At 31.6% G+C, this 26,078-nt stretch carries 18 protein-coding genes; 1 reads left to right on the forward strand and 17 read right to left on the reverse strand.

Going from position 1 to position 26,078, the window contains the following annotated elements:
• Positions 1–135: 135 nt before the first annotated feature.
• The 4 genes from rpoC to murJ all read right to left on the reverse strand — a co-directional run bounded on the left by rpoC (position 136) and on the right by murJ (position 9,759).
• Entirely contained in the window at positions 136–3,735 is a 3,600-nt protein-coding gene (gene rpoC, locus ABID14_RS08485) for a DNA-directed RNA polymerase subunit beta' (RefSeq protein WP_354369094.1), read from the reverse strand.
• Positions 3,736–3,778: 43 nt separating this feature from the next.
• A complete protein-coding gene (gene rpoB, locus ABID14_RS08490; RefSeq protein ID WP_354369096.1) occupies positions 3,779–7,489 on the reverse strand; it encodes a DNA-directed RNA polymerase subunit beta in 3,711 nt (1,236 codons plus the stop codon).
• 281 nt (positions 7,490–7,770) lie between these two features.
• Entirely contained in the window at positions 7,771–8,094 is a 324-nt protein-coding gene (locus ABID14_RS08495; protein ID WP_354369098.1) for a DsrE family protein, read from the reverse strand.
• A 159-nt stretch (positions 8,095–8,253) separates the two neighbouring features.
• A complete protein-coding gene (murJ, locus tag ABID14_RS08500; protein WP_354369100.1) occupies positions 8,254–9,759 on the reverse strand; it encodes a murein biosynthesis integral membrane protein MurJ in 1,506 nt (501 codons plus the stop codon).
• A 154-nt stretch (positions 9,760–9,913) separates the two neighbouring features.
• On the opposite strand from murJ, the gene ABID14_RS08505 reads away from it, so the two are divergent.
• Positions 9,914–10,057, forward strand: a complete 144-nt coding sequence (locus ABID14_RS08505; RefSeq protein ID WP_354369102.1) for an LDCC motif putative metal-binding protein — start codon at positions 9,914–9,916, stop codon at positions 10,055–10,057.
• Positions 10,058–10,129: 72 nt separating this feature from the next.
• On the opposite strand, the gene ABID14_RS08510 is transcribed toward ABID14_RS08505, so the two are convergent.
• The 13 genes from ABID14_RS08510 to ABID14_RS08570 all read right to left on the reverse strand — a co-directional run bounded on the left by ABID14_RS08510 (position 10,130) and on the right by ABID14_RS08570 (position 25,863).
• Complete coding sequence (locus tag ABID14_RS08510) at positions 10,130–12,607, reverse strand: ABC transporter permease (protein WP_354369104.1); 2,478 nt, start codon at positions 12,605–12,607, stop codon at positions 10,130–10,132.
• A complete protein-coding gene (locus ABID14_RS08515) occupies positions 12,600–13,280 on the reverse strand; it encodes an ABC transporter ATP-binding protein (RefSeq protein WP_354369106.1) in 681 nt (226 codons plus the stop codon). The genes ABID14_RS08510 and ABID14_RS08515 overlap by 8 nt, the downstream gene beginning before the upstream one ends.
• Positions 13,281–13,332: 52 nt before the next feature.
• Positions 13,333–14,196, reverse strand: a complete 864-nt coding sequence (locus ABID14_RS08520; protein ID WP_354369108.1) for a sensor histidine kinase — start codon at positions 14,194–14,196, stop codon at positions 13,333–13,335.
• Positions 14,196–14,843, reverse strand: coding sequence for a response regulator transcription factor (locus ABID14_RS08525; RefSeq protein WP_354369110.1), 648 nt, complete (start codon positions 14,841–14,843; stop codon positions 14,196–14,198). The genes ABID14_RS08520 and ABID14_RS08525 overlap by 1 nt, the downstream gene beginning before the upstream one ends.
• A 212-nt stretch (positions 14,844–15,055) precedes the next feature.
• Positions 15,056–15,493 (reverse strand): FMN-binding protein, encoded by a 438-nt coding sequence (locus tag ABID14_RS08530; RefSeq protein WP_354369112.1) that lies wholly within the window; start codon positions 15,491–15,493, stop codon positions 15,056–15,058.
• Between the two features lie 75 nt (positions 15,494–15,568).
• Positions 15,569–16,003, reverse strand: coding sequence for a SixA phosphatase family protein (locus ABID14_RS08535; RefSeq protein ID WP_354369114.1), 435 nt, complete (start codon positions 16,001–16,003; stop codon positions 15,569–15,571).
• Complete coding sequence (gene eno, locus ABID14_RS08540) at positions 16,003–17,289, reverse strand: phosphopyruvate hydratase (protein ID WP_354369116.1); 1,287 nt, start codon at positions 17,287–17,289, stop codon at positions 16,003–16,005. Before eno ends, ABID14_RS08535 begins: the two co-directional genes overlap by 1 nt.
• A complete protein-coding gene (gene gpmI / locus ABID14_RS08545; RefSeq protein WP_354369118.1) occupies positions 17,286–18,806 on the reverse strand; it encodes a 2,3-bisphosphoglycerate-independent phosphoglycerate mutase in 1,521 nt (506 codons plus the stop codon). The genes eno and gpmI overlap by 4 nt, the downstream gene beginning before the upstream one ends.
• A complete protein-coding gene (gene tpiA / locus ABID14_RS08550; protein WP_354369120.1) occupies positions 18,803–19,546 on the reverse strand; it encodes a triose-phosphate isomerase in 744 nt (247 codons plus the stop codon). Before tpiA ends, gpmI begins: the two co-directional genes overlap by 4 nt.
• The gene (locus ABID14_RS08555; RefSeq protein WP_354369123.1) at positions 19,539–20,732 is read right to left on the reverse strand and encodes a phosphoglycerate kinase; all 1,194 of its coding nucleotides are present in this window, start codon (positions 20,730–20,732) and stop codon (positions 19,539–19,541) included. Before ABID14_RS08555 ends, tpiA begins: the two co-directional genes overlap by 8 nt.
• 123 nt (positions 20,733–20,855) lie before the next feature.
• Positions 20,856–22,334, reverse strand: coding sequence for a glutamate--tRNA ligase (gltX, locus tag ABID14_RS08560; protein WP_354369125.1), 1,479 nt, complete (start codon positions 22,332–22,334; stop codon positions 20,856–20,858).
• Positions 22,335–22,347: 13 nt separating this feature from the next.
• Complete coding sequence (locus ABID14_RS08565) at positions 22,348–23,910, reverse strand: S-layer homology domain-containing protein (RefSeq protein WP_354369127.1); 1,563 nt, start codon at positions 23,908–23,910, stop codon at positions 22,348–22,350.
• 624 nt (positions 23,911–24,534) lie between these two features.
• Entirely contained in the window at positions 24,535–25,863 is a 1,329-nt protein-coding gene (locus ABID14_RS08570; RefSeq protein ID WP_354369129.1) for an NCS2 family permease, read from the reverse strand.
• Positions 25,864–26,078 lie beyond the last annotated feature (215 nt).

Consider the following 26,078-nt stretch of genomic DNA (forward strand, 5'->3'; position numbering starts at 1 on the left):
TGTCACCATGTGAAACTTGCAAGTTGCTATGGGATTCGTCGACAACTACGCTCCTTAGGGAATTTCACCCCAGCATTAGAACATGCCCGTCATACATAAAAAAGATGTTGCAAAATCACAACATCTTTTTATATCTTATTCTTCTTCTGAAGCAGCTATTTCTTCTTTTAATTCATTTTTGATTTCTTCTTTAGAAATAACTTCAGAATTTTCTAATATATCATAATCTTCTTTCAAGCTTTCGTCTATTCCTATTTGAACATTAGAATTAATACGAGCTCCTGTTCCTGCAGGAATAAGTTGACCGATGATTATATTTTCTTTTAGTCCTTGCAATGTGTCCTCTTTACCTTTTATTGCTGCATCTGTAAGAACTCTTGTTGTTTCTTGGAATGACGCTGCTGATAAGAATGAGTCTGTTGCAAGTGATGCTTTTGTAATACCTAGAAGGTTAACTTTACCTACAGCAGGTTCTTTGCCTTCTTCTTCAGCTTTTTTGTTTGCTAACTTATAATCAACAACATCAACAAGTGAGCCAGGGAGTAATTCTGTATCGCCTGCTTCTTCAATTTTACATTTTGACAGCATTTGTCTTACTATTATTTCAATGTGCTTGTCGTTGATGTCTACACCTTGAAGACGGTAAACTCTTTGTACTTCTTTTACAATATATTCTTGAACGCCTTTTTCGCCCTTGACACGAAGTAAATCTTGTGGGTATACGGAACCTTGTGTAAGTTCATCCCCTGCTTCTACTTCATCTCCTGTTTTGACTTTAAGTCTTGAACCATAAACTATATTGTATGAATCTACCGTGCCGTCTTTTGCAGTTATTACAACTTCTCTTTTCTTGTTTGACTCTGTTATCTCAACAACACCAGCATGTTCTGCTATTACTGCTAGACCTTTTGGTTTTCTAGCTTCAAAAAGCTCTTCAACCCTCGGAAGACCCTGAGTGATATCGGCTGCAGCCGCTACCCCACCAGTATGGAATGTTCTCATTGTAAGTTGTGTACCAGGTTCTCCAATGGATTGAGCTGCAATTACACCAACTGCTTCGCCAATTCCAACTTCAGATCCTGTTGCAAGGTTTCTGCCATAACAATGTGCACAAACTCCATTTTTAGTTTTACATCCAAGTACTGATCTTACTTTTACATCAGTTATTCCAACTTCTTCTATATAAGCTGCATCATCATCAGTTATTGTTTCATTAGCCTTAACTATAACTTCACCAGTTTCTGGATGAACTATATCTTCAAAAGCAAATCTTCCTTCAATTCTATCAGCAAGTGACTCAATAAGTTCTTTTCCATCTGTGAAAGCTCTAGCTACTAAATATTCATCAGTTCCACAATCTTCTTCGGTCACGATTACTTGTTGTGAAACATCTACAAGTCTTCTTGTTAAATATCCTGAATCGGCAGTTCTTAGGGCTGTATCTGCAAGTCCCTTTCTAGAACCGTGAGCTGACATATAAAACTCAAGTACAGTAAGTCCTTCTCTAAAGTTAGAAGTGATTGGAACTTCTATTGTTCTTCCTGATGGAGATGCCATAAGTCCACGCATACCTGCTAATTGTCTAATTTGGTTTTTAGAACCTCTGGCTCCAGAATCTGCCATTATATAGATATTATTAAGTGAATCGAAACCTTCCATTACATCATCAGTTAAGTCATCAGTAGCCTTATTCCAAATTTCGATTACTTTTTCATATCTTTCTTCATCAGATATTAAACCTCTTCTGAATGCTTTTTCATACTTGTCTACTTCTTTTTCTGCAACTTCTAGTATTTGAGGTTTTGTATCAGGAATTTGAACATCACCCATTGAAATCGAGATTGCCCCGATTGTTGAATAATGATAACCTGTAGCCTTAATATTGTCTAGAAGTGTTGCTGTAACTAAGTTTCCATGTTTTTTATAAGTTTTTTCTATAATTTTACCCAGTAATTTTTTATCAATTACACGGTCAATTTCTAGAGAATATTTATCCTCTTCACGATTAACAAATCCTAAATCTTGAGGTATAAATTCATTTACCAAAAATCTACCAACTGATGAAGAAATTATTTTACCTCTAGTGTCATTCTCGTCTGCAAATCTTCTAACTGATACATGAGATTGTAAATGCAAGAATCCTGATTCATATGCATGAAACATTTCATCATAATTTCTATACACTGAACCATCGCCAGGTAATTTTTCTTTTCTATCAAGTGTAAGGTAGTAACAACCCAAAACCATATCTTGAGTTGGAGTTGTAATTGGTTTACCATCTTTTAATGCCAAAATATTATTAGTTGAAAGCATCAAAAGCCTAGCTTCAGCTTGTGCTTCTGTAGAAAGTGGTAAATGGACAGCCATTTGGTCACCGTCAAAGTCGGCATTATACGCTGTACAACTTAGTGGATGAAGTTTTATTGCCTTACCCTCTACTAGCACTGGTTCAAATGCTTGAATACCAAGTCTGTGAAGTGTCGGTGCACGGTTAAGAAGTACTGGATGGTCTTTTATAACATCTTCAAGCACGTCCCATACTTCTTCTTTGCCTCTTTCTACCATTCTTTTTGCAGATTTTATATTATGTGCCAAATCTCTTGCCACTAGCTCTCTCATTACAAAAGGCTTAAATAGCTCAAGTGCCATATTTTTAGGCAAACCACATTGATAGAATTTTAACTCAGGTCCTACTACAATTACTGAACGCCCTGAATAGTCAACTCTCTTACCAAGAAGGTTTTGACGGAAACGACCTTGTTTACCTTTTAACATTTCTGAAAGTGATTTTAAAGGTCTGTTGCCAGGTCCAGTTACAGGACGACCACGTCTACCATTGTCAATAAGTGCATCTACAGATTCTTGAAGCATTCTTTTTTCATTTCTCACAATGATATCAGGTGCATTGATGTCCATTAGCTTTTTAAGTCTGTTATTTCTATTTACAATTCTTCTATATAAATCATTTAAGTCAGATGTTGCAAATCTACCACCATCTAATTGCACCATTGGTCTTAAATCAGGTGGTATTACTGGAATTGCATCTAGTATCATCCATTCAGGTTTGTTTCCTGATTGTATAAATGCATCAATAACTTCAAGTCTTCTAGTAATTCTTACTCTCTTTTGTCCAGTTGCAGTCTCAAGTTCTTCTGTCAATTCATCATTTACTTTTTGTAAATCTACTTTTTGAAGAAGTTCTCTTACTGCTTCTGCACCCATTTTGGCTTCAAATTTGTCGCCAAATTCTCTTTTAAATTCTCTATATTCTATTTCAGTTAATAACTGTTTATCATAAAGTGAAGTTTCGCCTGGTTCAACATATGTTACAACATATGAAGCAAAGTAAAGAACTTTTTCCAAAGCTCTTGGACTCATATCTAAAACAAGCCCCATTCTTGAAGGTATACCTTTAAAATACCAAATATGAGATACTGGGGCAGCAAGTTCAATATGTCCCATTCTCTCTCTACGCACTTTTGCTTTTGTGACTTCTACACCACATTTTTCGCAGACTACACCTTTATATCTAACTCTTTTATATTTGCCACAGGCACATTCCCAATCTTTAGTTGGTCCAAAGATTTTTTCGCAGAACAGCCCTTCTTTTTCCGGTTTTAACGTTCTGTAGTTAATTGTTTCCGGCTTTTTCACTTCTCCATAAGACCAAGATCTTATTTTTTGAGGTGAAGCTAAACCTATTTTTATTGAATGGAATAATTCATGTTCGCTCAAGGAGCACTCTCTCCTTTCCTAAAAACTATAAATACTTCGTATATTATTCTTCGTCGTCTTCGTCTTCGTAATAATGACTGCTCTCAAAAGATTCAACTTCCTCAGTAGAAATTGTTCTTATTCCAACTGTAGTATTTGCAGATGTCTGTTCGATTAATTCTGTAATATCTTCTTTTGGCTCTTCTGCTCTGTCGTCCATATTGTCAATTCTTGTAAGTTCATCTTCATCAGCTTCAAGGTCGACTTCGTATCCATCATTGTCTAAAACTCTTACATCTATGGCAAGAGATTCAAGTTCCTTTATTAAAACTTTGAAGGATTCAGGCACTCCTGGTTGAGGAATATTTTCACCTTTAACAATAGCTTCATAAGTTTTAACACGTCCTACTATATCATCAGATTTTACTGTTAACATTTCTTGAAGAGTATAAGAAGCGCCATAGGCTTCTAGAGCCCAAACTTCCATTTCTCCAAATCTTTGTCCACCAAATTGTGCCTTACCACCAAGTGGTTGTTGTGTTACAAGAGAGTAAGGACCAGTAGAACGAGCATGGATTTTTTCGTCCACCAAATGGTGAAGTTTTAACATATACATATATCCTACTGTAACAGGGTGATCAAACTCTTCACCTGTTCTACCGTCACGAAGTTGGATTTTACCATCACTTGAATAACCCGCTTTTTCAAGAGTTTCAAAGATATCTTTTTCGTTTGCGCCATCAAATACAGGAGTAGCTACATGCCAACCTAATTTTTTGGCAGCAAGACCAAGATGCACTTCAAGAACTTGTCCAAGATTCATACGAGAAGGAACGCCAAGTGGATTTAGTACAATTTGTATTGGAACACCGTCAGGAGTATAAGGCATATCTTCCTTAGGTAATACTCTAGATATAACCCCTTTATTACCGTGACGACCACACATTTTGTCCCCAACTTGAATTTTTCTCTTAGTTGCGATAAAGACTCTTACCATTTCATTTACGCCAGGTTGAAGTTCATCTCCTTCAACTCTATTAAATGTTTTAACATCTACAACTATACCATGTTCACCGTGAGGAAGTCTCAGAGAAGTATCTCTTACTTCTCTAGCTTTTTCACCAAAAATGGAACGAAGTAGTCTCTCTTCTGCAGAAAGTTCAGTTTCTCCTTTAGGAGTAACTTTACCAACTAGAATGTCCCCCGGCTTAACTTCAGCACCAACTCTTATAATTCCTCTTTCGTCAAGGTCTTTTAACATATCGTCCCCAACATTTGGGATATCTCGAGTTATCTCTTCAGACCCAAGCTTAGTATCGCGTGCTTCTGATTCATACTCTTCTATATGAAGTGATGTAAGAACATCATCTATTACAAGTTCTTCACTGACAAGCATGGCATCTTCGTAGTTATATCCTTCCCAGTTCATAAATGCTATGAGGATATTTTTGCCAAGAGCCATTTCACCCATATCAGTACTTGGACCATCGGCTATTATTTCGCCAGCATTTACCTTGTCACCAACATTTACTATTGGTCTTTGATTTATTGTAGTACCTTGGTTACCACCCATAAATTTATGAAGCTTATATCTATCTATAGACTTATCTACTTCATTTTCAATTTCTATATTTCTTGCATCAACCTTAACTACTTTGCCGGCATTTTTAGCAACAATTACTACACCAGAGTCTTTGGCAGCTCTATATTCTATGCCCGTACCAACAATTGGAGCCTCAGTTTTAAGAAGCGGAACAGCTTGTCTCTGCATGTTAGCTCCCATGAGTGCTCTGTTGGCGTCATCATTTTCTAGGAAAGGAATCATTGATGTACCTACAGCTACGATTTGTTGAGGTGAAACGTCCATGTAATTAACATCTTTAATATCAAAGATATCGGCATTACCACCATGACCTCTAGCAGCAATTCTATCTTCTAAAAATCTTCCATCTTCGTTTAATGCTTCATCTGCTTGAGCGATGATTTGCTCATACTCAACATCAGCAGTTAGGTAGTCAATCTGATCTGTTAGATATCCATCCACTACTTTTCTGTAAGGAGTTTCAATAAATCCATATTCATTTATTCTGGCATAGGTTGTTAGTGATGTTATAAGCCCTATATTTGGCCCTTCAGGGGTTTCAATAGGACACATTCTTCCATAGTGAGAGTTATGGACGTCACGCACTTCAAAACCCGCTCTATCTCTACTCAACCCACCAGGTCCAAGTGCAGATAACCTTCTTTTGTGAGTTAATTCTGATAGGGGATTGTTTTGATCCATAAATTGCGAAAGTTGTGAAGAGCCAAAAAATTCCTTAATAGCTGCAGTAACTGGTCTTATGTTAATTAGCGATTGAGGAGTTGTAGCATCAGCATCTTGCACACTCATTCTTTCACGAATGACTCTTTCCATTCTAGAAACACCAATTCTAAATTGGTTTTGTAATAATTCTCCAACTGAGCGAATTCTTCTATTGCCTAAATGGTCAATATCGTCATCTTCGCCAATTCCGTTTTCTAGTCCAAATTCATAATTTATACCAGCAATTATATCATCAACTAAAATGTGTTTTGGAGATAGCTCTTTATGAGCTTTTACAAGTTCTTTTTTAAACGTTTCAGTATCATCACCATATTCTTCAAATAATTGATCGAATAATGGTTTGTATACTTTTTCCTTAAAACCTAGTTCTTCCATATCGAAGTCCAAATCATAAGCTGTAGTAAATGTAAAATTATTACCTATTACTATAGTATGTTTTGAATCTTCTCCAGCAGTTTCTTCAGCCCTAACTAGAATTTTATTAAGACCAGAAGCTTCAATTTTTTGTGCTATAGGTCTGTCTATATATCCGCCCTCTTCTACTAGTATTTCACCAGTAAGTGGATCTACAACATCTTCAGCAGCAAATGTATCTTCTACTCTTGATGCAATACCTAGTTTTTTGTTGAATTTATATCTGCCAACTTTTGCCAAATCGTATCTTCTATCATCAAAAAACATATTTTCGAAAAGTGATACGGCAGAATCTATTGTTGGAGGTTCACCAGGTCTAAGTTTTTTGTAAATTTCAAGCATCGCTTCATTTCTATTAGAAGTGATGTCTTTTTCAAGTGTTTTTGAAAGTGCTTCACTTTCGCCCAACACATCTGTAATTTCTCTGTTAGATTCAACACCAATAGCACGCAGTAAAATTGTAATTGGAATTTTCCTAGTTCTATCGATTCTAACATTAATTACACCTTGAGCGTCAGTTTCAAATTCAAGCCAAGCTCCTCTATTTGGAATTAAAGTTGCAGAGTAAATTTTCTTACCTGTTTTGTCTCTTTCTTCCTTATAATAAGCACCTGGACTTCTTACTAATTGAGATACAACAACACGTTCAGCACCATTGATTACAAAAGTACCTGTTGGTGTCATAAGAGGAAGATCTCCCATAAAAACTTCTTGCTCTTTAACTTCACCAGTTTCAGTGTTAATAAGTCTAACCTTAACTTTTAAAGGTGCACTATAATTTGTATCTCTTTGTTTGGATTCGTCGATATCATATTTGATTTCATCAGAAACATAATAATCTCCAAATTCCAAAATCAAGTTACCAGAGTAATCCTCAATAGGTGAAACATCATCAAAAACTTCTCTTAACCCTTCATCAATTAACCATTGAAATGATGAAGTCTGCACGTCAAGCAAGTTTGGCAATGACATTACTTCTTCTACTCGAGAAAAACTCATTCTCTCACGTTTCCCATATTTCACAGGATGTACCATTAACTTTTCACCCTAGCCTTTCAAATGAGTTTAGTTACTAAATTAGAGAACACTACGCCACTCTAATTATTATTATGCAATTAGCTATTTTATCATTTAACGATAAAAATTTCAAGGAAAACTTATAATTTTTTTCTAAAAAAAATTCCACCCAACAGGCGGAATTTTCAAAATTCAAATTATTAATTTTACTATTTATATCAAATAAAAATATTTGAATGATTCTCAATCATTAAATAGTAGTAAGTACCAAATTAAAATGAATTTTTAATCTTCTTAAATTATAGTCTAATATAACCATAGCCTTCATTTTGTAATTTTACAATTTTAGTAATTACAAGTGGCTCTACCTGTATACCTTGAGGTAGCATATCAGGTGTCAGTCTATGTTCTTCAAGTGCTTTTTGGCCAATAGTTATATTTACTTTTGGGTTACCCATTATTCCACTGAAGTCTGTACCAGAATATGAACTAAATAAACTAGCTGCCTTTGACATTGCAATTATTTCAATACGGCAGTCAGGTTCAGTAGCTAGGATATCTCTAACATTGGATAAAACACTATCCCATTTGTCCTTATCTACAACGTGAAAAATTACTTTCATTATAGTCAACTCCTTTAGATTAATTCTTATAATATATTTTTACCCATTAAAGCAAAAATTAAAAGTATTTACCTAATTAAGCAAATATCCACGTAATACATTGTAAATATCAAACTGATTTTAGATTTATAATTGATATAATCATAAAGGAAATAATCCTTAACTTTTTTTTACAAAGCTATTATATAATTCTTTGATTTCATCAACTCTAAGAAGAATAAGGCTCAATAAATAAACTACACCAGCGACAAGTATTGCTGCAATTAAAGATAAATTTGAACCAAGCTTATCGTATAAAAAGTTGTAAAAATATTTAGATATAAAACTCATCAAAACTGAAGCAATAGTGATTTTTATAATATTTATTATAAACTTCTTGTCAAAAATATTGCCAATAAGTTTAGTAGAAGAAATATAAAGTGCAAATGCTCCAACTATAAATGATATTGTAGTCGCAAGTGCCAACCCTTTAATCCCTAAAATATTAGAAAAAATAAAAGACAATGCTATATTTATTCCAACTATTATTATTGAGTTTATTACAGGTGTCTTACTGTCATCTAGAGAATAAAAAACTCTAGATATTATTTCACGAATACCAATACCTATAACACCAAAAGCAAAGAATGATAATACTACAGCAGTTATCTTGGCATCTTTTAAAGTAAACTCTCCACCAACAAATAATAAATTGACAATTGGAAGAGAAAAAGTAAATAATCCAAAAGCTGCCGGTATAACTAAAATTAGCATAGTACTAAGCGCTTCAGTTACAGATGTTTTTAGTCCATCTTTATCTTTAATAGACCCAAACTTTGCAATTTTGGGATAAGTTGCAGTAATAATTGATGTTACAACAATACCTGTAACAAAGGACTGCAATTTATATGCATAATTTAAAGTAGAAATTCCACCCACAAAAAGTCCAGACGAAAGAGATCTAGATATCATGAAATTAATTTCAATAGCAGAAGTTGAAATTAAAATCGGAAGAATATCATGAAACATCTTCTTTATATTAGAATCTTTCATATCAATTGCAAGTCTGTATCTGTAGCCAGTCCTTCTAATAGGCAAAATAAATATAGAATATTGAAGTATAAAAGCCAGTAATATGCCAACCGCCAAATAATTTATGCCCATTTTATAAGAAATTGCCATGGCAGCTATTACGATAATATTCATCAGTATAGAATGCAAAACAGATACAATAAATTTTCCATATATTTGAAGATATGCCTTGTAAATTGAACTAACAGCAGTAATAGCAATTGATAGCATAGCAACACGGGATACAAAAACAGCCAGTTCAAGTTTTTCACCAGTAAAGCCTTCTGCCATAAGTTTAACCAATGGTTTGGCAAAAATTATGGAAAATACAGTAACAACTAAAGAAATCACAAATAAAATATTAGCAAGATTTGTAGTAAATTTATCGGCCTTCACTTTACCATCGTCACTTTTAATCCTGTCATACATTGGAATATATCCATTGGCAACAGCACCGCTTATTACATTAGTAAAAGTCATAGGAAGTTGAAAAGCGATTAAAAATATATCAGCAACAAGCCCTGCACCAAAAAAATAAGCTAGAGCTTTTTCCCTTAATAATCCAAAAACTTTAGACAGTATTGTGATTATCATAAGTATATAAGAAGTTTTCATATTATTCCTTTCAAAAATTTATCAATATTTTCATAACATTACCTAAAACATTATATATTTATTATTTAATTATTACAAGTAAGTTGTGATAGAATCACCTTTTAAGAAATGTTTAAAATATAGAAAAAAGGATAAATAAAAACTAGGTGATATTATGAAGAAAATCAAAAATTTTATAGATAGATTGGCAAAAGCAAATAAAAACACTTTTGGAAATAATACATTGAGTTGTTGTAATTTGGATAAAGATTGCGTCAAAACTACAAGAAACACTGATAAAGACAAGAAGTATAAATAAATATAGAAATCAAAACCGGCTTACAATGGATAATTCTCCACTGTTTAAGCCGGTTTTGAACTTATCAATAATTTATTCGTTTCTTATTAAATCAATAATTGGTTTTTTTAGTATATTACTTAGTGTCATCCTATAAATAATAATATTTAATCCATAAATTATCAAACTAAATAAAATAAAATATTTGTATTCAAAATATTTAGTCATAATTTTAAAGTTAATCGTAGGTGACAAAAATGCTATTATAGAAATTATAATAATGGTCAGTATTAAAACTATAATAAAAGATTTTAATTGTTCAAGACAAAACTCCTTTGTAAACTTATTTTTCAAATCATTTTTTTCAATTCCACAAGAACTCAAACTTCCTATCTCTCTCTTTCTACTTAATAGGCTTAGATTAATCGAAGAATAGCCATTTGTAACATTAAAAATAAATATTATAAATGCTATAAATAAAATCATTAAACTAAAAGTTTTGATATCTGTACTCTGACCTTCTTTAATCAAATCTCCAGTAATAATATTATAAGATTCATAATAAGAAATTGAACTATCTAATTTGTTATTTAATGTTTCTTTTAAAGAATCCAGATTGTCGTCATCAACTTTCATTCGAAGTTCGTAGGTATTTCTAAATTTTTCGTCATTATTTTCAATATAATACTTGTTCCATTCATCTAGCAGACTAAAATAAGTATCAAAATCAACAAATATTAACACATCATAAGGTAACAATCTTTGCCTATAATCTTTCAAATTATTTATTAATTTATCAATCTTTATTGAATAGCTATATTCCTTTTTTTGATTTATTGAATAATTTAATTTTTTTATATCCGAAAAATATTTTGTGTACTCTGCAGTAGATAGCGGTTCTGTAGGATCAGTTTGTACTTGGTTATAAAGAAGAGCTTCTCCTTTTGTACCTCCTAAATATTCAAATGTTTTATCATCAAGTGCCGTTATATATCCGTCGAGATATAAATCTTCACCTTGATCGAAATATTTTTGCATTTTCTCTTTAAGCTTTAAATCTTTAAATTCTTTAGAAAAATTTAAATTAGGGGCAAGGGATATATATTTTGTTGAGGATATAACTGCCTTATCGTTTTTGGTGTCTTGTATAATATTTTTTAATACTTCCGGCACATTTTCATCTTTGCTGTGATAATAAATATAAACATTTGTATCATATTCATAATAACTCTTAATCCTATTGTACTTTGCTAAAGTCAAAATAATTAGAAATATTGATATAATTAAAACTCCTAATGTTGAAATATAACGCTGCGAACTAATTGATTTTAGATTATTTATTCTCAATTCTTTCCATATATCTTTATTTCTTTTTAATTTTATGTCTTTTATATCAAAATTACCTTTTAATCCTTCTACAATATTTATCTTTGATATTCTTTTTGAAGGTGCAAATATCGCCACAAAAATAATTAAGAAACAGAACACAATAACTATAGCCGACAGAATAGGTTTAAATTCTATAAATTTTAGAACTTCGTCGTAGCCCTCCATTTTGCTGTAAATATTTTGTATCAAAATATACAATAAATTAATCGAAAAAAAACCTAATATATGACCTATAATTATTGGGATAAAGGATATCTTTATTCCTTCTTTTAGCAAGAGTTTAAATATTTGAAAATCAGTTGAACCTATAGATTTATACATGGAAATCTCTTTGATTTTTTTAAGACCCCATACAGTGAATATATTTTTCACAAAGAAAATGAAAATTGATAAAGTCACTAATACTGCAAAACCATCCATTATTTTATTTGTATTCTGTCTTATGAATGACTCATCAACATTATAATAATTTTTCATAGTATTACTAAATTCAAGTTCAACTTTATCTTTGTTTAAAATAGTTTTTAATTGTTGTTCGAGAATATCTTTTTTTTCGTATGCTTTTTTAAAATTTTCGAATCTAAAAAAAGTATATGCGGCTTTACTACCCTCTAAAGAAGTAGTGGCATAACTTATTTTCATATTTTTATTTACAGTATTTCTAGTAATCCCTGTTATCAAAAATTCCTTTATATAATCTGGTTTAAACTGTTCATCTTTAGTAACACTGGATACTGGATCAATGACAACACCCTTTGAGATTCTATCTCCAATTTGTAGTGCAATTTTATCTCCGACTTTCAAATTTAATTGGTCGGCTATATCATTAGAAATTGATATTTCATTATCTCGAGTTGGAAACTCCCCTTCTCTCAAGATGCCATCTTCTAGCATTTTATTAAAACCCAAATCTTGATAATTTAAAAATAGAGTTTTGTCATCTAGCTTTGCTGATTTATTGACGACTGCTAATTGTCCTACTTCTGCTATATTATCAATGTTTTTTAATTTGTCCACAACATCTGGTGTCGTCTGTGTTTTAATTTGAGCATCGTATATAGAGCTATTTCTATATGAATTATAATTATCTGTAAAATTTTTATAACCGAAATAAAAAACAAAAGTAAAAAATAAAGAAGTGATTAGTAAAGATATTGAAATAGAAATGTTTTTATTATTCATTTTTCTCATCACTCACTATCTTTCCATCTACAATTGTGATAACTCTTTGTGCTTCAAGATCCAAACTCTCATCATGAGTAATCATAATAATAGTTTGTTTTTGCATTCTATTAAAATATTTTAAAATTTCAAGAATTTCTCTCGAGTTCTTTCTATCTAAATTGCCTGTAGGTTCATCAGCCAATATTATAGAGGGATGATATATAAGACTTCTAGCTATAGCAACTCTTTGCTGTTGCCCACCAGAAAGAGTAGATGGAAAATTTTCTAATTTATCTCTTATTCCTAATTTATCAACGATATCTAATAATTGTTCTTCTTTAACTTTTTTGTTGTCTAGTTTGAGTGGAAGTTCTATATTATGTCTTACGGTAAGATTTGGTATTAGATTATAAAATTGATATATCAGTCCTACCTTTCTTCTACGAAATAGTGCAAGTTCTTTTGATGAATATTTAGATATATCATTATTATCAATATAAATTTTACCAGAAGTCGGATTATCAACTCCTCCCAATAAATGCAATAAAGTTGACTTGCCTGAACCACTTGGCCCAACTATAGCTACAAATTCACCTCTTTCCATACTTAGACTCACACCATCAATAGCACTGACTAAATTTTCTTTATCTCCATAGGTTTTGACTAAATTTTCTGTTCTAACTATTTCCATTCTATTAATTACCTCCCAATTTCACTTTAATGATAATAATTTAAAATGACATTTAGGTGACATTATAGAATTTTATATCAAAAACAGCTCCTTCTTCTGCATTTTTAACCGAGATATTACCATTATTGTTTTCAATAATTGTCTTTGCCATAGCAAGACCAATACCAAATCCGTTAGAGTCAGGAGTTTTATAAAAACGTTGAAATACTTTGTTTAAGCATTTTTCATCTATTCCACCGCCATCATCTTCTACTAAAATTTGTGTATATATGGGATTTTTACTAGCACTAACCTTTATGTATGAAATATTCTTTAAATTAATCGCATTTTTTAAAATATTAATAAAGGCTTCACAAACCCAATAATAATCCGCATTTATAATATAATTATGAACATCTGAAATAATGGAAATATTTTTATATTCTATATCATCTCGTAAAATATCAACTGTATAATCAATAACTTCTGAAATTAATACTTCTCTTTTTTGCATATTATCTACATTGGAATCCAAACTCGACAGCTTCAATAAAATATCAGAAAGTGAATTTAGTCTATTTAACTGAAATTCAATTCTACTTATTTTTTCTCTATTATCTTCATTTGTGCTGAGAGTTTCTAAATCAAATAGCATTGAAGTTATTGGCGTTTTAACTTGATGTGCAATGTTTTCTAGATTTTCAATTTGCTTTTTTGAATTTTTATCCAACTCTTCTCTTGATTCTATGAGTTGTGTGAATATTTTATAGATTTTATCCTCAAGTAAAGAAAATTCATCTTGAATCATTGGTATTGAATAGTCTTTTTTTCCTAACCTATCTATCAAATTTTCTAATTGCTTTATTCGGTTTTGTTTTTTCCTATTCAAAAAATAATATAAGAAAACCAGACTGAGTATGTATAATAAGTAAATCATTAGTCCAACCTATATCCAATTCCACGTATTGTTGTTATTATATCTCTCGAACTCTTATCTCTAATTCTTTTTATTGTTGCAGTAAGAGTATTGTCATTTACAAACCTTTCTCTTTTATCCCAAAATCTTTCGAGTAAATAATCTCTTGTAAATATTCTATTTGGATTATTGATAAAAAGAGACATTATTTCGTATTCTAAAGCAGTCAATTCGAGTGTCTGTTTTTTATAATAAACAATTGCCCTCTTTTTATCCAAGTATAAATCCTTAAAAATCACTTCATCTTCCATTATTGGTGCAGTTCTTAGAGTTTTATCTATCCTTGCCCTTAAAATTGAAAGTTTAAAAGGTTTTATTATATAATCATCTGCACCATTATCTAAAGCCTTAACAATAAATTTTTCATCATTTTTCACAGTTGTTATTATAACTCTTATATCATTTTCCCTAAGAATATTGAGTAAATTAATACCCTCATTATCTGGCAAATTGATATCTAAGAGAGCTAAATCATATTCAGAATTAACTTTATTTAGCACGTCTTTATAAGAATAACATTGAGTAACCTCATATAAATTTTCATTTAGATATGCATAAATTTGTTCTGATAAATTAGTATCATCTTCTATTAATAAAATTTTTTTCAAAATTATTCTCCTCTTATTAATCAATTTATATAAAATACAGTTGTCTTTATTATAGATTATATACTAAAACAAAATTAATTTAGATAATTTATTAATTTAGCTTAAAGGACTTTTAAACATAAAAACAGCTCTACCTAGTATGATAGAGCCATTTATTTTTTATACAAAATTATTCAATAAAAATTAAAATATGCAGTTTAATTATAATCCAATTATTTAGCTTGACTACTTGCATCATTAGCAGCTTCTACAAATTGGTTATAAGAAGAAGTTGCACCACTTATTGCTTCTACTTCGGATACTTCACCTTTTTCTGTAAGGCTTTTACCATATTCTTTAGAAGCTTCTAGTGTTTTTTGTGCTATTTTATATCCATCTTCTCCAGCTTCTTTTCCATAGTTTTCATCCTTTTCGGTTCCATCTTTGTTAAAATTTTTAACTTCTGTATCTGTTATTTCTCCACCGGAAACTGTTATTATAACTTCTACATGTCCACCGTGGTCATCTTCAGATGATTTACCTGTGTATTTACCATCTTTTAACTCTGGTGTTTCCACAGTTTCTTTTTTATTGTTAGTAACTTCTGTTGAAGTCTTTGTATTGTTTTCAGCTGCTTCATTTGCTTTTTTATTATTAGGTGATGAACACAATTGAAAGAGCTGTTGTAAGTGCTATAGTTATTATTTTTTTATTCATCTTTTTACCTCTTTATTTATTATTTTATTTTAAATAGTTATTTTTAAAAGTCTTCCCTTTCTTTTTTCTAAATCAAGCTCGACTAAATGAATACTTCCACGTGAAACTATTACATTTTCATTTGTCAATTCTCTTATCCAGTTAGAAATTAAAGGCTCATGACCTACCAATATATAGTTTGAATTAGGTTCAAAGTCATCTAAAATTTGATTTAATGGACCTGTTGCTAAATATTCTTTTATTCCAAAATCTTTTTTTAAATATTCGCTCAATATTTCTGCGGTCTGTTTTGCTCTATTAAGGGGAGAGCTATAAATTTTGTAATCTTCTAATTTTGAAAAAAATTTAGCAAAAGCTGCAAAAGTTTTGTGAAGTTTGATTCTGCCAGCAGTTGTTAGATTTCTTGTAAAATCATTTTCGTAAGAAGACTCAGCCTCTCCATGTCTTATAAAATATATTCTCATTATTTTAAATTGAAAAATGCGTCCATTCCAGGATATTTTGATAGGCCAGAAAGTTCATCTTCAATCCTCAAAAGTTCGTTATATTTAGCGACTCTCTCGCTTCGAGCAGGTGCGCCCGTTTTTATAAATCCTGCATTAGTTGCTACTGCAAAGTCTGCTATAGTTGAATCTTCACTTTCGCCTGATCTGTGAGAAATTATTGAAGTTATATTGTGAGTTTTGGCAAGTTCAATTGCATCCAAAGTTTCTGTTACAGTTCCTATTTGATTTAATTTAATAAGAATTGAATTTCCTGCTTTTTCATCGATACCTTTTTGAAGCCTCTTTGTATTAGTAACGAATAAGTCGTCTCCAACTAATTGAACTCTATCGCCCAATAACTCAGTTAAATTTTTCCAACCTTCCCAATCATCTTCATGAAGTCCGTCTTCAATAGAATAAATTGGATATTCATTTACTAATTCTTCATAAAACTTTGAAAGTTCTTCTGAAGTTAGTTCTTTGCCTTCACCTGCAAGTACATATTTTTTCTTATCATCATCATAAAATTCAGAAGCTGCAGCATCAATAGCAAGAACAATATCTTCGCCTGGAACAAGACCGGCTTTTTTTACGGCTTCAATTATACAATCAAAAGCTTTTTTATTGGAATCAAGGTTTGGAGCAAAACCACCTTCATCTCCAACACCTGTTGAAAGACCTTTTTCATTTAAAACTTTTTTGAGTGAGTGGTATACTTCAGCTCCCATTCTAAGAGCTTCTTTGAAGTTTTCTGCTCCAACTGGCATTATCATAAATTCTTGAATATCAACATTATTATCAGCATGTTCTCCACCATTTATGATATTCATCATTGGAATAGGAAGTACTTTTGCATTAATACCACCTATATATTGATATAGAGGAAGACCTGCTTCATTGGCAGCTGCTCTTGCCACTGCAAGTGATACACCAAGAATTGCATTAGCTCCAAGTTCAGTTTTATTTTCTGTGTTGTCGAGTTCAATTAACATTTGATCTATTCCAATTTGATCGAAACAGTCATAATACACGAGCTCTTCTGCGATTTTTACATTGACATTTTCTACAGCTTTTTCTACACCTTTGCCGCCATATCTTTCGTCTTTGTCACGCAATTCACATGCTTCGTGTATCCCAGTTGAAGCACCACTTGGAACAATTGCTCTTCCAAATCCGCCATTTTCTGTACCTATTTCTACTTCAACTGTAGGGTTGCCTCTTGAATCAAGCACTTCTCTTGCATAAACATAATCAATTAAACTCATTTTATCCTCCTAGAAATTAATGTTTTCCCTGTCATTTTTTCAGGTTTTTGAATATCCAATATATCTAAAATAGTTGGAGCAATATCACAAAGTGCTCCATCACCTCTAAGTTCTACATCCATTCCCTTTACAAAAAGAGGGACTGGATTAGTACTATGGCGTGTAACCTTATTACCTTTATCATCTAACATATATTCACAATTACCATGATCTGCTGTGATTAATGCTACTCCACCAATTTTTTCAAGTTCATCTAAAATTTTGGCAAGTTCTCTATCTACAGTTTCTACAGCTTTTATAGCAGCATCTATATCTCCAGTATGCCCAACCATATCTGGGTTGGCAAAGTTCAATATTATTACACCATATTTATTTGAAGCTATACCTTCCCTTACTTTTTGAGAAACTTCTTCGGCACTCATTTCAGGTTTTAAGTCGTAAGTGGCAACTTTTGGTGAAGGGACAAGTATTCTATCTTCGCCTTCAAAAGGTACTTCTCTACCTCCATTGAAAAAAAATGTCACATGAGCATATTTTTCTGTTTCAGCGATTCGAAGCTGTCTAATTTTGTTTTTTTCCAAAACTTCACCTAAAGTATCTTCTGGAATTTCATCCTCAAATGCTACTATTTTATTTGTTATTGTCTTATCATATTCAGTCATTGTAACTGTAACTAAATCATTTATCTTTTGTCTAATAAAACCTGTAAATTTTTCATCTGTAATAGCTCTTGTTATTTGCCTTGCTCTATCAGGACGGAAATTAAAAAATATTACAGAGTCATTAGTTTTAATATCAGAACCCTCTACAAATTTAGCTGGTTCTAAAAATTCATCTGTGATTTCATTATCATAAGACGACTCAATATACTCAAAAACATTTTTGCCAGTTAAATATATATCTGAAGTCAAATTATTATAATATTTTTCAGTTCTTTCCCAACGATTGTCCCTATCCATGGCAAAATATCTGCCTGAAATTGTCGCAATCTCACCTATACCAATTTCATTTAATTCATTTTCAAATTCTTTTATATCATCACGAGAAGCAAATGGTGATACATCACGCCCATCTGTAATTGCATGTATATAAACTTTTTTGATATCATTTTTTTTCATTAGTTTGACAAGTGCAATTAAATGATCCATGTGAGAATGCACTCCACCCTTAGAAAGGAGTCCTATTAAATGCATACTTGAGTTATTTTTATTTACATTATCCATTGCCATTTTAAATTTTGGATTTTTGTCAAAAATACCAGATTTAATGGCAGCAGTTATTTTTGTCAAATCTTGATATATAACTCTGCCTGCACCAATATTTAAATGACCAACTTCAGAATTACCCATTTGGCCAGCAGGTAGCCCTACATACTCTCCACTCGCCATAATTTGTGTGTTACTTGTTTGTGCAAAGAGTTTATCTAAAGTAGGTGTGTGGGAAAGTTTTACCGCATTTCCTGGATAGTCTTTGTTTAAACCCAAACCATCCAAGATTATTAACATAACCGGTTTCATGATTGCTCCTTATAATTTATTATTCGAACAAAATCGTCAACTTCTAAACTTGCTCCACCAACCAAAACGCCGTCTATATTATCCATACCGAGAATTTTATTTGCATTATTTGGTTTTACAGAACCACCATAAAGGATTCTTAAATCTTGTGCAATATCTCCAAAATTATCTTTAATAGTTTTCCTGATATTTGCACACATTTTTTCTGCATCAGAAGCTTCACAAGTTTTACCTGTACCAATTGCCCATATAGGCTCATAAGCTATTGTCAGTTTGTCAGATGGACAAACTCCTCGTAATGCTTTTTTTAATTGGTCGCTGACATAATCAAAATGTTTTTGCTCATCTCTAATTTTTCCTGTCTCGCCAACACAAAGTATCACATTCATATCATCATCTAAAGCACGCTTAACTTTCGCATTTATCATATCGTCTTTTTCACCAAAGATTTCACGGCGTTCAGAATGTCCTATTATCACATCAAAAACTCCAATAGCCTTTAACATACCTGTTGAAATCTCTCCAGTATATGCTCCATCACTAAATTGTGAAACATTTTGTGCTGCAATTTTTATATTGCCATCTATATGTTTTTTTAAACATTTTAAATTTGTAAAAGGTGCAGCTATTAAAATATCTACATCGTTTAATTCTTTATTATTAATCTCATCAGCAAAAACCTTAGAATCATCAATAGTCTTGTTCATCTTCCAGTTTCCACAAATATATTTTTTACGCATTTTCTCCCTCTTCTACAGCATCAATGCCCGGCAATATTTTGCCTTCAAGCATCTCAAGACTTGCTCCTCCGCCAGTTGAAATATGTGTTAAAGCATCCGCAACACCAGCTTTTTCAACAGCAGAAACAGAATCTCCACCTCCAACAATTACAGTTTCATCAAGATTTGCCAAAATTTTTGCAAGTTCAATTGTGCCATGTGAAAACTGTTCTATTTCAAAAACACCACATGGTCCATTTAATATCACAGTTTTAGCATTTTCTAGTTTATCTTTTATGTTTGCAACAGATTTAGGACCAATATCCAAAATCATATCATCTAAACTTACATCATCAACTTCCACAGTTTTTGCTTTAGCTTCTTCGGATACTTCAGCAGCAACAACTGCATCAACAGGAATTATTAAATCTACAGATTTTTCAATTGCATTTGCCATTATACTTCTTGCTAAATCAAGTTTATCATTTTCAACCAAAGATTTACCAACTTCAAGTCCCTTTGATTTCAAGAAAGTATTAGCCATCGCACCCACAATTACAAGAGAGTCAACTTTATCTAATAGATTTTCGATAACTCCTATCTTGTCAGAAACTTTAGAACCACCTAGAATAGCAACAAATGGTCTTTGAGGATTTTTTAAAGCCTCATCAAAATATTTAATTTCTTTTTCAATCAAAAATCCCGCTGCTGAAGGCAAATATTCAGTAACGCCAACATTAGAAGCATGAGCTCTATGAGCTGTGCCAAATGCATCATTTACAAATATATCTCCAAGAGATGCCAATTTTTTTGAAAAATCACTATCATTTTTTTCTTCACCAGGATTAAATCTCAAATTTTCAAGAAGAGCAACTTCACCAGCTTTAAGATTCTTTACTTCTTCCAATACTTTTTCATCAATAACCTCTTTAGATGCAATAAATTTAACATCTTTTCCCAATAATTCAGAAGTTTTTTTAGCCACTGCTTCCATTGACATATCTTTGTTGTACTTGCCCTTCGGTCGTCCCAAGTGACTCATAAGAACAACTTTTGCACCATTATCCAATAAATAATTTATTGTTGGAATTGCCTTTACAATTCTGTCATCACCTGTAACGACACCATCTTTTAAAGGTACATTAAAATCTACTCTAACTAAGGCAGTCTTGCCATTAAAATCATAATCTCTAATAGTTTTTTTCACGTCACACCTCTAGTTTATTTAATCATCATTATTTAAATTATAACACAAGAAAACTGTGTTTATAAAACATTGTAAAGTTTTATTATTAAAAAAACTCCGATCCAAAATGAATCGGAGTAAATATTAACAAATTTCAGCTTTTATTTTTTCTGCTCTTTCAATTAATTTATCTTTTCCTATTAGATAAATAATATTTTGCATTTCAGGGCCATGTACATTTCCTGATATAGCAGCTCTAACTGGCATGTAAAGTTTTTTGCCCTTCACACCGGAATCTTTTTGTACTTCTTTCATGAGTCCTTTAGCAATTTCCATGTCAATTTCATCGTGTGCTTTTACTATTTTTATAAAAGAGTCTAAAAGTGTCGGCACATGTTCTTGAGCAAGCTCGCTTTTTGCATCTTCTTCCGTGATTTTGATATCGCCAAAAATGAATTTAATATGTTCTGGAATGTCTTCGAGTTTATCAATTGCCTCACGTACAGTATCGATTAAAATTTTAAACCAATCAAAGTTTGAATTAATTTCTTCTTCAGTCATGAGTCCAGATTTAACTACAAATGGAATTGAAAGTTTGGCAAGTTTGTCTAAATCGTAAGATTTGATATAGTGGGAGTTAACCCAATTAAGTTTATCTGTGTCAAAAATTCCACCACTCTTGCCGACTCTGTCAAAGTCAAATTTTTCTTTTAGCTCGTCCATTGTTAAAATTTCATTGCCATCTTCTGGAGACCAACCAACTAAAGCTAAATAATTTACAATTCCTTCTGGTAAATATCCTCTCTTTCGGAAGTCTTCTACAGATACATCGCCTTGTCTTTTTGAGAGTTTCTTTCTGTCTTTATTTAAAACTGTTGGAAGATGAACAAAAGTCGGAGCGTCCCAACCAAAACATTCATATAAATAAACATGTTTTGGAGTAGATGGAAGCCATTCTTCACCTCTAACAACATGAGTTATGCCCATTAGGTGGTCGTCTACAACTACTGCTAAGTGGTATGTTGGAAACCCGTCAGATTTCATAAGAACTTGATCATCCATCTCGTCAGAATTAATTCTAACTTTGCCACGTACTAAATCATTAAATATAATATCTTTATCTTTAGGAAGTTTTAGTCGAACTACATAATCTTCTCCAGCCTCTATTCTTTTTTTTGCTTCTTCTAGAGGTATTCCTCGACAAAGACCATCATATTTAGGAACTTTACCTTTAATTCTTTGTTCTTCTCTTAAATTATCTAATCTTTCTTTAGAACAAAAACAATAATAAGCGTGACCTTTTTCAATTAATTCATCTACATATTTTTGGTAAATATCAAGACGTTGCGATTGAATATATGGTCCAAATTCTCCTCTCTGAGTTACTTCTCCATTTTCAACACAAACACCCTCATCATGAGATATGCCTGCCCATTCTAGAGACTCAATTAAATTTTCGATTGCCCCTTCTACATATCTAGTTCTGTCTGTATCCTCAATTCTTAAAATAGCTTCTCCGCCATGTTTTTTGGCATAAAGATAATTATAAAGTGCCGTTCTAAGTCCACCAATGTGTAAATAACCTGTTGGACTTGGTGCAAATCTAACTCTAACTTTTGACATATTTACTTCCTTTCTAATTTGCTGTAATTTCTATAATTTGATAATAAGCCCAGTGATCTTTATCTAAATCTTTATAAGGGTTTTTAGAATATTTATCTATAAAAGACTTGTTAATATTTCTATTTAGTATCTTGTTAAAAATTGTAGCAGCTTCCGCCCTTGAAATTTTCTTTTCTGGGAAAAACTCATTTTCACTCTTACCTACCATTATTCCATTTGCAGATAACATATCAATGTATTTCTTTGCCCAATGATTATCTTTAACATCTTTAAATTTGATTCCATTTCCTTTATCATCAAGCTTTAGATAACCTGCAATTAGAGCTGCAAACTGAGCCCTCGTCATTTCTCTATTTGGCTTAAAGGTGCCATCTTCATAACCTTTTATCAAGCCTTCTTTTTCAATAAAAACAATATCATCATTATACCATGCATCTGATTTTATATCCGAAAAAGAAGAAAAATCGTTAGCTATTTTATTTGGCGCAATTATTCTTTTTAAAACAGAAGCAGACTCTGCCCTTGTCATTTTCTTATCAGGAGAAAATTTTGTTTCAGATATACCTGACATATAGGGAAGTCTTACCTCTTTTATTGCACTATCAAGCTCTTTTGTGCATTCGTCAATTTCTTTGGAACTGACTTCATCTTTTACTATAACATATTCACTTGAAGCAATGGCGGCTTTGAGTCTTTTATCATTTTGAACTGTTGCTTTAACTGTAGGTATATCTTTTGAAAAGTTTACTAAGTCTTGCAATTTATAAAGGGATTTTATAGTCTTATATAAATCTTTGTCATTGTTTTCTTCTGTCACCAGATCACTTGCCTTATAAGAATCTTCTGCGGGCTTTATTAGATAATCCAGTGTTGCACTTGTATTTTTTGTTGTAGATACAAAATGAAGAAGTGTTCCTTCTTTCAAATCATTAATAGCAATTTTAAAATTGCCATTTTCATCAGCATTTGTTTCCTTGTAAAATTTAGAATCTACTGCAAGTCTTACTTTTGCATTCTTTTCAGTGATTCCAACTATTTCTTTTGAATTTGTATAAACGTCCTTTATGCTGAGAGTCCCGTTTTGAGTCTTAGTCGATGATTCGAGATTTTTCTGATCAGAAGTGGGATTACCTTTTTTATCAACATAAGATAGAACAAAAGAGTTTTTTAAATTATTGCTAGATGAAATATCTTTTTTAACCTTAGTTGTAATTTCGAGATTAATTCTTTTATCTTTAATTTCGGACAAATCATTTACATTTAAAGTTACAATATTTTGGTCTTTACCACTAATAGATGTTGTTTTCACATCAACCTTTCCTTTAACTTCTTTTTGAGAAATAAGGGATGTGTCAGTAACCCCAAGACTTTTATCCATAAGTACAGTTACAGAAAAAGAAGAAAATTTATCCACATAAGCATCAGGTAAAGTTACAATCAAATTATATTTTAAAACCTTTCCACTGTCTGCAGATGAAAAAGCAGGTTGTTCAAGTACAACTTGAATATCTTCAGCTGCCCATACACCTGTGAGTAATATTATAAATAAGGCCAAAAAGCCTGTGTTTTTTTTCAAAAAAATACCCCCTTTATCTATAATATTATACTCTAAACCTTATATTCATTCAATAAATTAGAACTTATAGGGAGTTTTGTAATCAAAACATAATTTTACAGAAAAAAAAGATACAGACTGTATATAATGAAATATATAAACAGTCTGTATCTAATAAATTAGTTTAAATGTTGACTTCTCTGCTATTTACAAAATATAGCATAAATATCGAAACCATTATTGTATTTAGATATGTCATATATAATTTATAAAAATCCAGATTATATACACAGATTTTTAAAATTATCCAGAGAAATAATATAAAAACAGAAAAAAATATATTTTTAAATTCAAAGAAAAATCTTTTAATCTTTTTCATACTTTGCTCTTGTATAACTATAGCAAAAAAACATAGTAAATAAATTAAAATTTGAGAATAAATACTTATAGATTCTATCAAACGTTCATTATTTGTAAATTTCACATCAGTATATTTATACCATCTTTCTAAAGTTGTCGGTTGAATATTTTTTAGTGGAAACTATCCAAATAACCATATCTAAATACTACAAATATAAACAACATGAGAGATAAAATTAAACAAGTATTAATAAATTTTTTATATCTCATGTTGTCACCTCAAAATTAAAATGGAAGTATTGGTCTTAAATATCTAAGAGCAAATATTAAAGCTAGAACATACATTACTGCAGATACTTCTTTGTGCTTGCCAGTGCAAACCTTGAGAATAACATAAGTTATCATACCCACAGAGATTCCTTCGGCAATAGAATAAGCAAAAGGCATAGTGACCATTGTCAAAAATGCAGGTACAGATTCTGTAAAATCGTCCAATTTGATTTTAGTAATTGGAGTAATCATAAATAAGCCTACCATAATAAGAGCAGCTGCAGTCGCTTGTGCTGGAATAATAGAAAATAATGGGAATAAAAATAGTGAAACAAAGAAGAAAAACGCACATGAAAGAGCAGTAAGTCCTGTTCGTCCACCTTCAGCTACACCCGAAGCACTTTCTACAAAAGTTGTAATTGTACTTGTACCTAAAAGAGCACCAGATACAGTCCCGATAGCATCTGCAAGAAGAGCACGTCCAACACCAGGAAGATTTCCATCATCTTCAATTAAATCAGCCTTAGTTGCAACACCTGTTAGAGTGCCTACAGTGTCAAATAAATCTACAAATAAGAACGTAAACATCACAGAAAACATATCAAGAGTAAAAATATTTTTCCAATGCAGTTTAAAGGCAACTTCACTAATTGATGGCGGCAAGGAGAATATTGCACCTGTTTCGGGTAAAGTAGTTACACCTAATATAAGTGCAAGAACAGTACCAGCTAAAATTCCATAAAGTAAAGCACCTTTTACATTTTTCGCAGTAAGTATGGCCATCAAAAGCAACGAAAATATTGCAACTGCTGATGGTCTCGAAATTAGATTACCCAAAGTCAAAAATGTCGCTTCATTTGCAACAACAAGACCCGAAGTCGTAAGCCCAATTAAAGTTATAAACAAACCAATACCGACAGAAACAGCATTTTTAAGAGAAGAAGGAATAGCAAGAAATATAATTTCCCTAACTCTAAAGAAGCTGAGAATTATAAAAATTATCCCTTCCAAGAAAACAGCAGTAAGTGCATATGACCATGGGTGACCCATAGTTAAAACTACTGTATAAGTAAAAAATGCATTAAGTCCCATACCTGCAGATAGTCCAAAAGGCAAATTGGCAAAAAAGCCCATAAAGAGCATCGCGATGATTGACGCAAGAATTGTTCCTGTAAAAACTCCACCACGATCCATGCCGGCTTCAGCGAGCATATTTGGATTTACAGCCAAGATATATGACATCGTCATAAAAGTAGTTAAACCAGCTAAAAATTCCGTTTTAGCATCAGTTTTTCGTTCACTAAGAGAAAATGTTCTCTCTAAAAAACTCGTATTTGAATTCATAATCTCTCCTCCTAACATTGTATTTACTTCTGATTTTATCACAAAATTAGAAAGTTTGTAGAAATACTTGCATAAAGATTCAAAAAATAATTAAAAACATTTAAAATAAAAATTTATTTTCTAAATATTTGACAAATAGTAAGATTAATGATAAAATTTCATTGTGAAAACGTAGCTACATTCATAAATATCGTAAATTATTTTAAGTTTTCAAA

Origin of the sequence: Peptoniphilus olsenii (assembly GCF_040545475.1) — a bacterium.
Lineage (GTDB): Bacteria > Bacillota > Clostridia > Tissierellales > Peptoniphilaceae > Peptoniphilus_A > Peptoniphilus_A olsenii.

Excerpts from the sequence above, each read along its gene's own strand:
- rpoB (WP_354369096.1), bottom strand. The coding sequence starts at position 7,489 with ATGGTACATCCTGTGAAATATGGGAAACGTGAGAGAATGAGTTTTTCT.
- ABID14_RS08495 (WP_354369098.1), bottom strand. The coding sequence starts at position 8,094 with ATGAAAGTAATTTTTCACGTTGTAGATAAGGACAAATGGGATAGTGTT.
- murJ (WP_354369100.1), bottom strand. The coding sequence starts at position 9,759 with ATGAAAACTTCTTATATACTTATGATAATCACAATACTGTCTAAAGTT.
- ABID14_RS08505 (WP_354369102.1), top strand. The coding sequence starts at position 9,914 with ATGAAGAAAATCAAAAATTTTATAGATAGATTGGCAAAAGCAAATAAA.
- ABID14_RS08510 (WP_354369104.1), bottom strand. The coding sequence starts at position 12,607 with ATGAATAATAAAAACATTTCTATTTCAATATCTTTACTAATCACTTCT.
- ABID14_RS08515 (WP_354369106.1), bottom strand. The coding sequence starts at position 13,280 with ATGGAAATAGTTAGAACAGAAAATTTAGTCAAAACCTATGGAGATAAA.
- ABID14_RS08520 (WP_354369108.1), bottom strand. The coding sequence starts at position 14,196 with ATGATTTACTTATTATACATACTCAGTCTGGTTTTCTTATATTATTTT.
- ABID14_RS08535 (WP_354369114.1), bottom strand. The coding sequence starts at position 16,003 with ATGAGAATATATTTTATAAGACATGGAGAGGCTGAGTCTTCTTACGAA.
- eno (WP_354369116.1), bottom strand. The coding sequence starts at position 17,289 with ATGAGTTTAATTGATTATGTTTATGCAAGAGAAGTGCTTGATTCAAGA.
- gpmI (WP_354369118.1), bottom strand. The coding sequence starts at position 18,806 with ATGAAACCGGTTATGTTAATAATCTTGGATGGTTTGGGTTTAAACAAA.
- tpiA (WP_354369120.1), bottom strand. The coding sequence starts at position 19,546 with ATGCGTAAAAAATATATTTGTGGAAACTGGAAGATGAACAAGACTATT.
- gltX (WP_354369125.1), bottom strand. The coding sequence starts at position 22,334 with ATGTCAAAAGTTAGAGTTAGATTTGCACCAAGTCCAACAGGTTATTTA.
- ABID14_RS08570 (WP_354369129.1), bottom strand. The coding sequence starts at position 25,863 with ATGAATTCAAATACGAGTTTTTTAGAGAGAACATTTTCTCTTAGTGAA.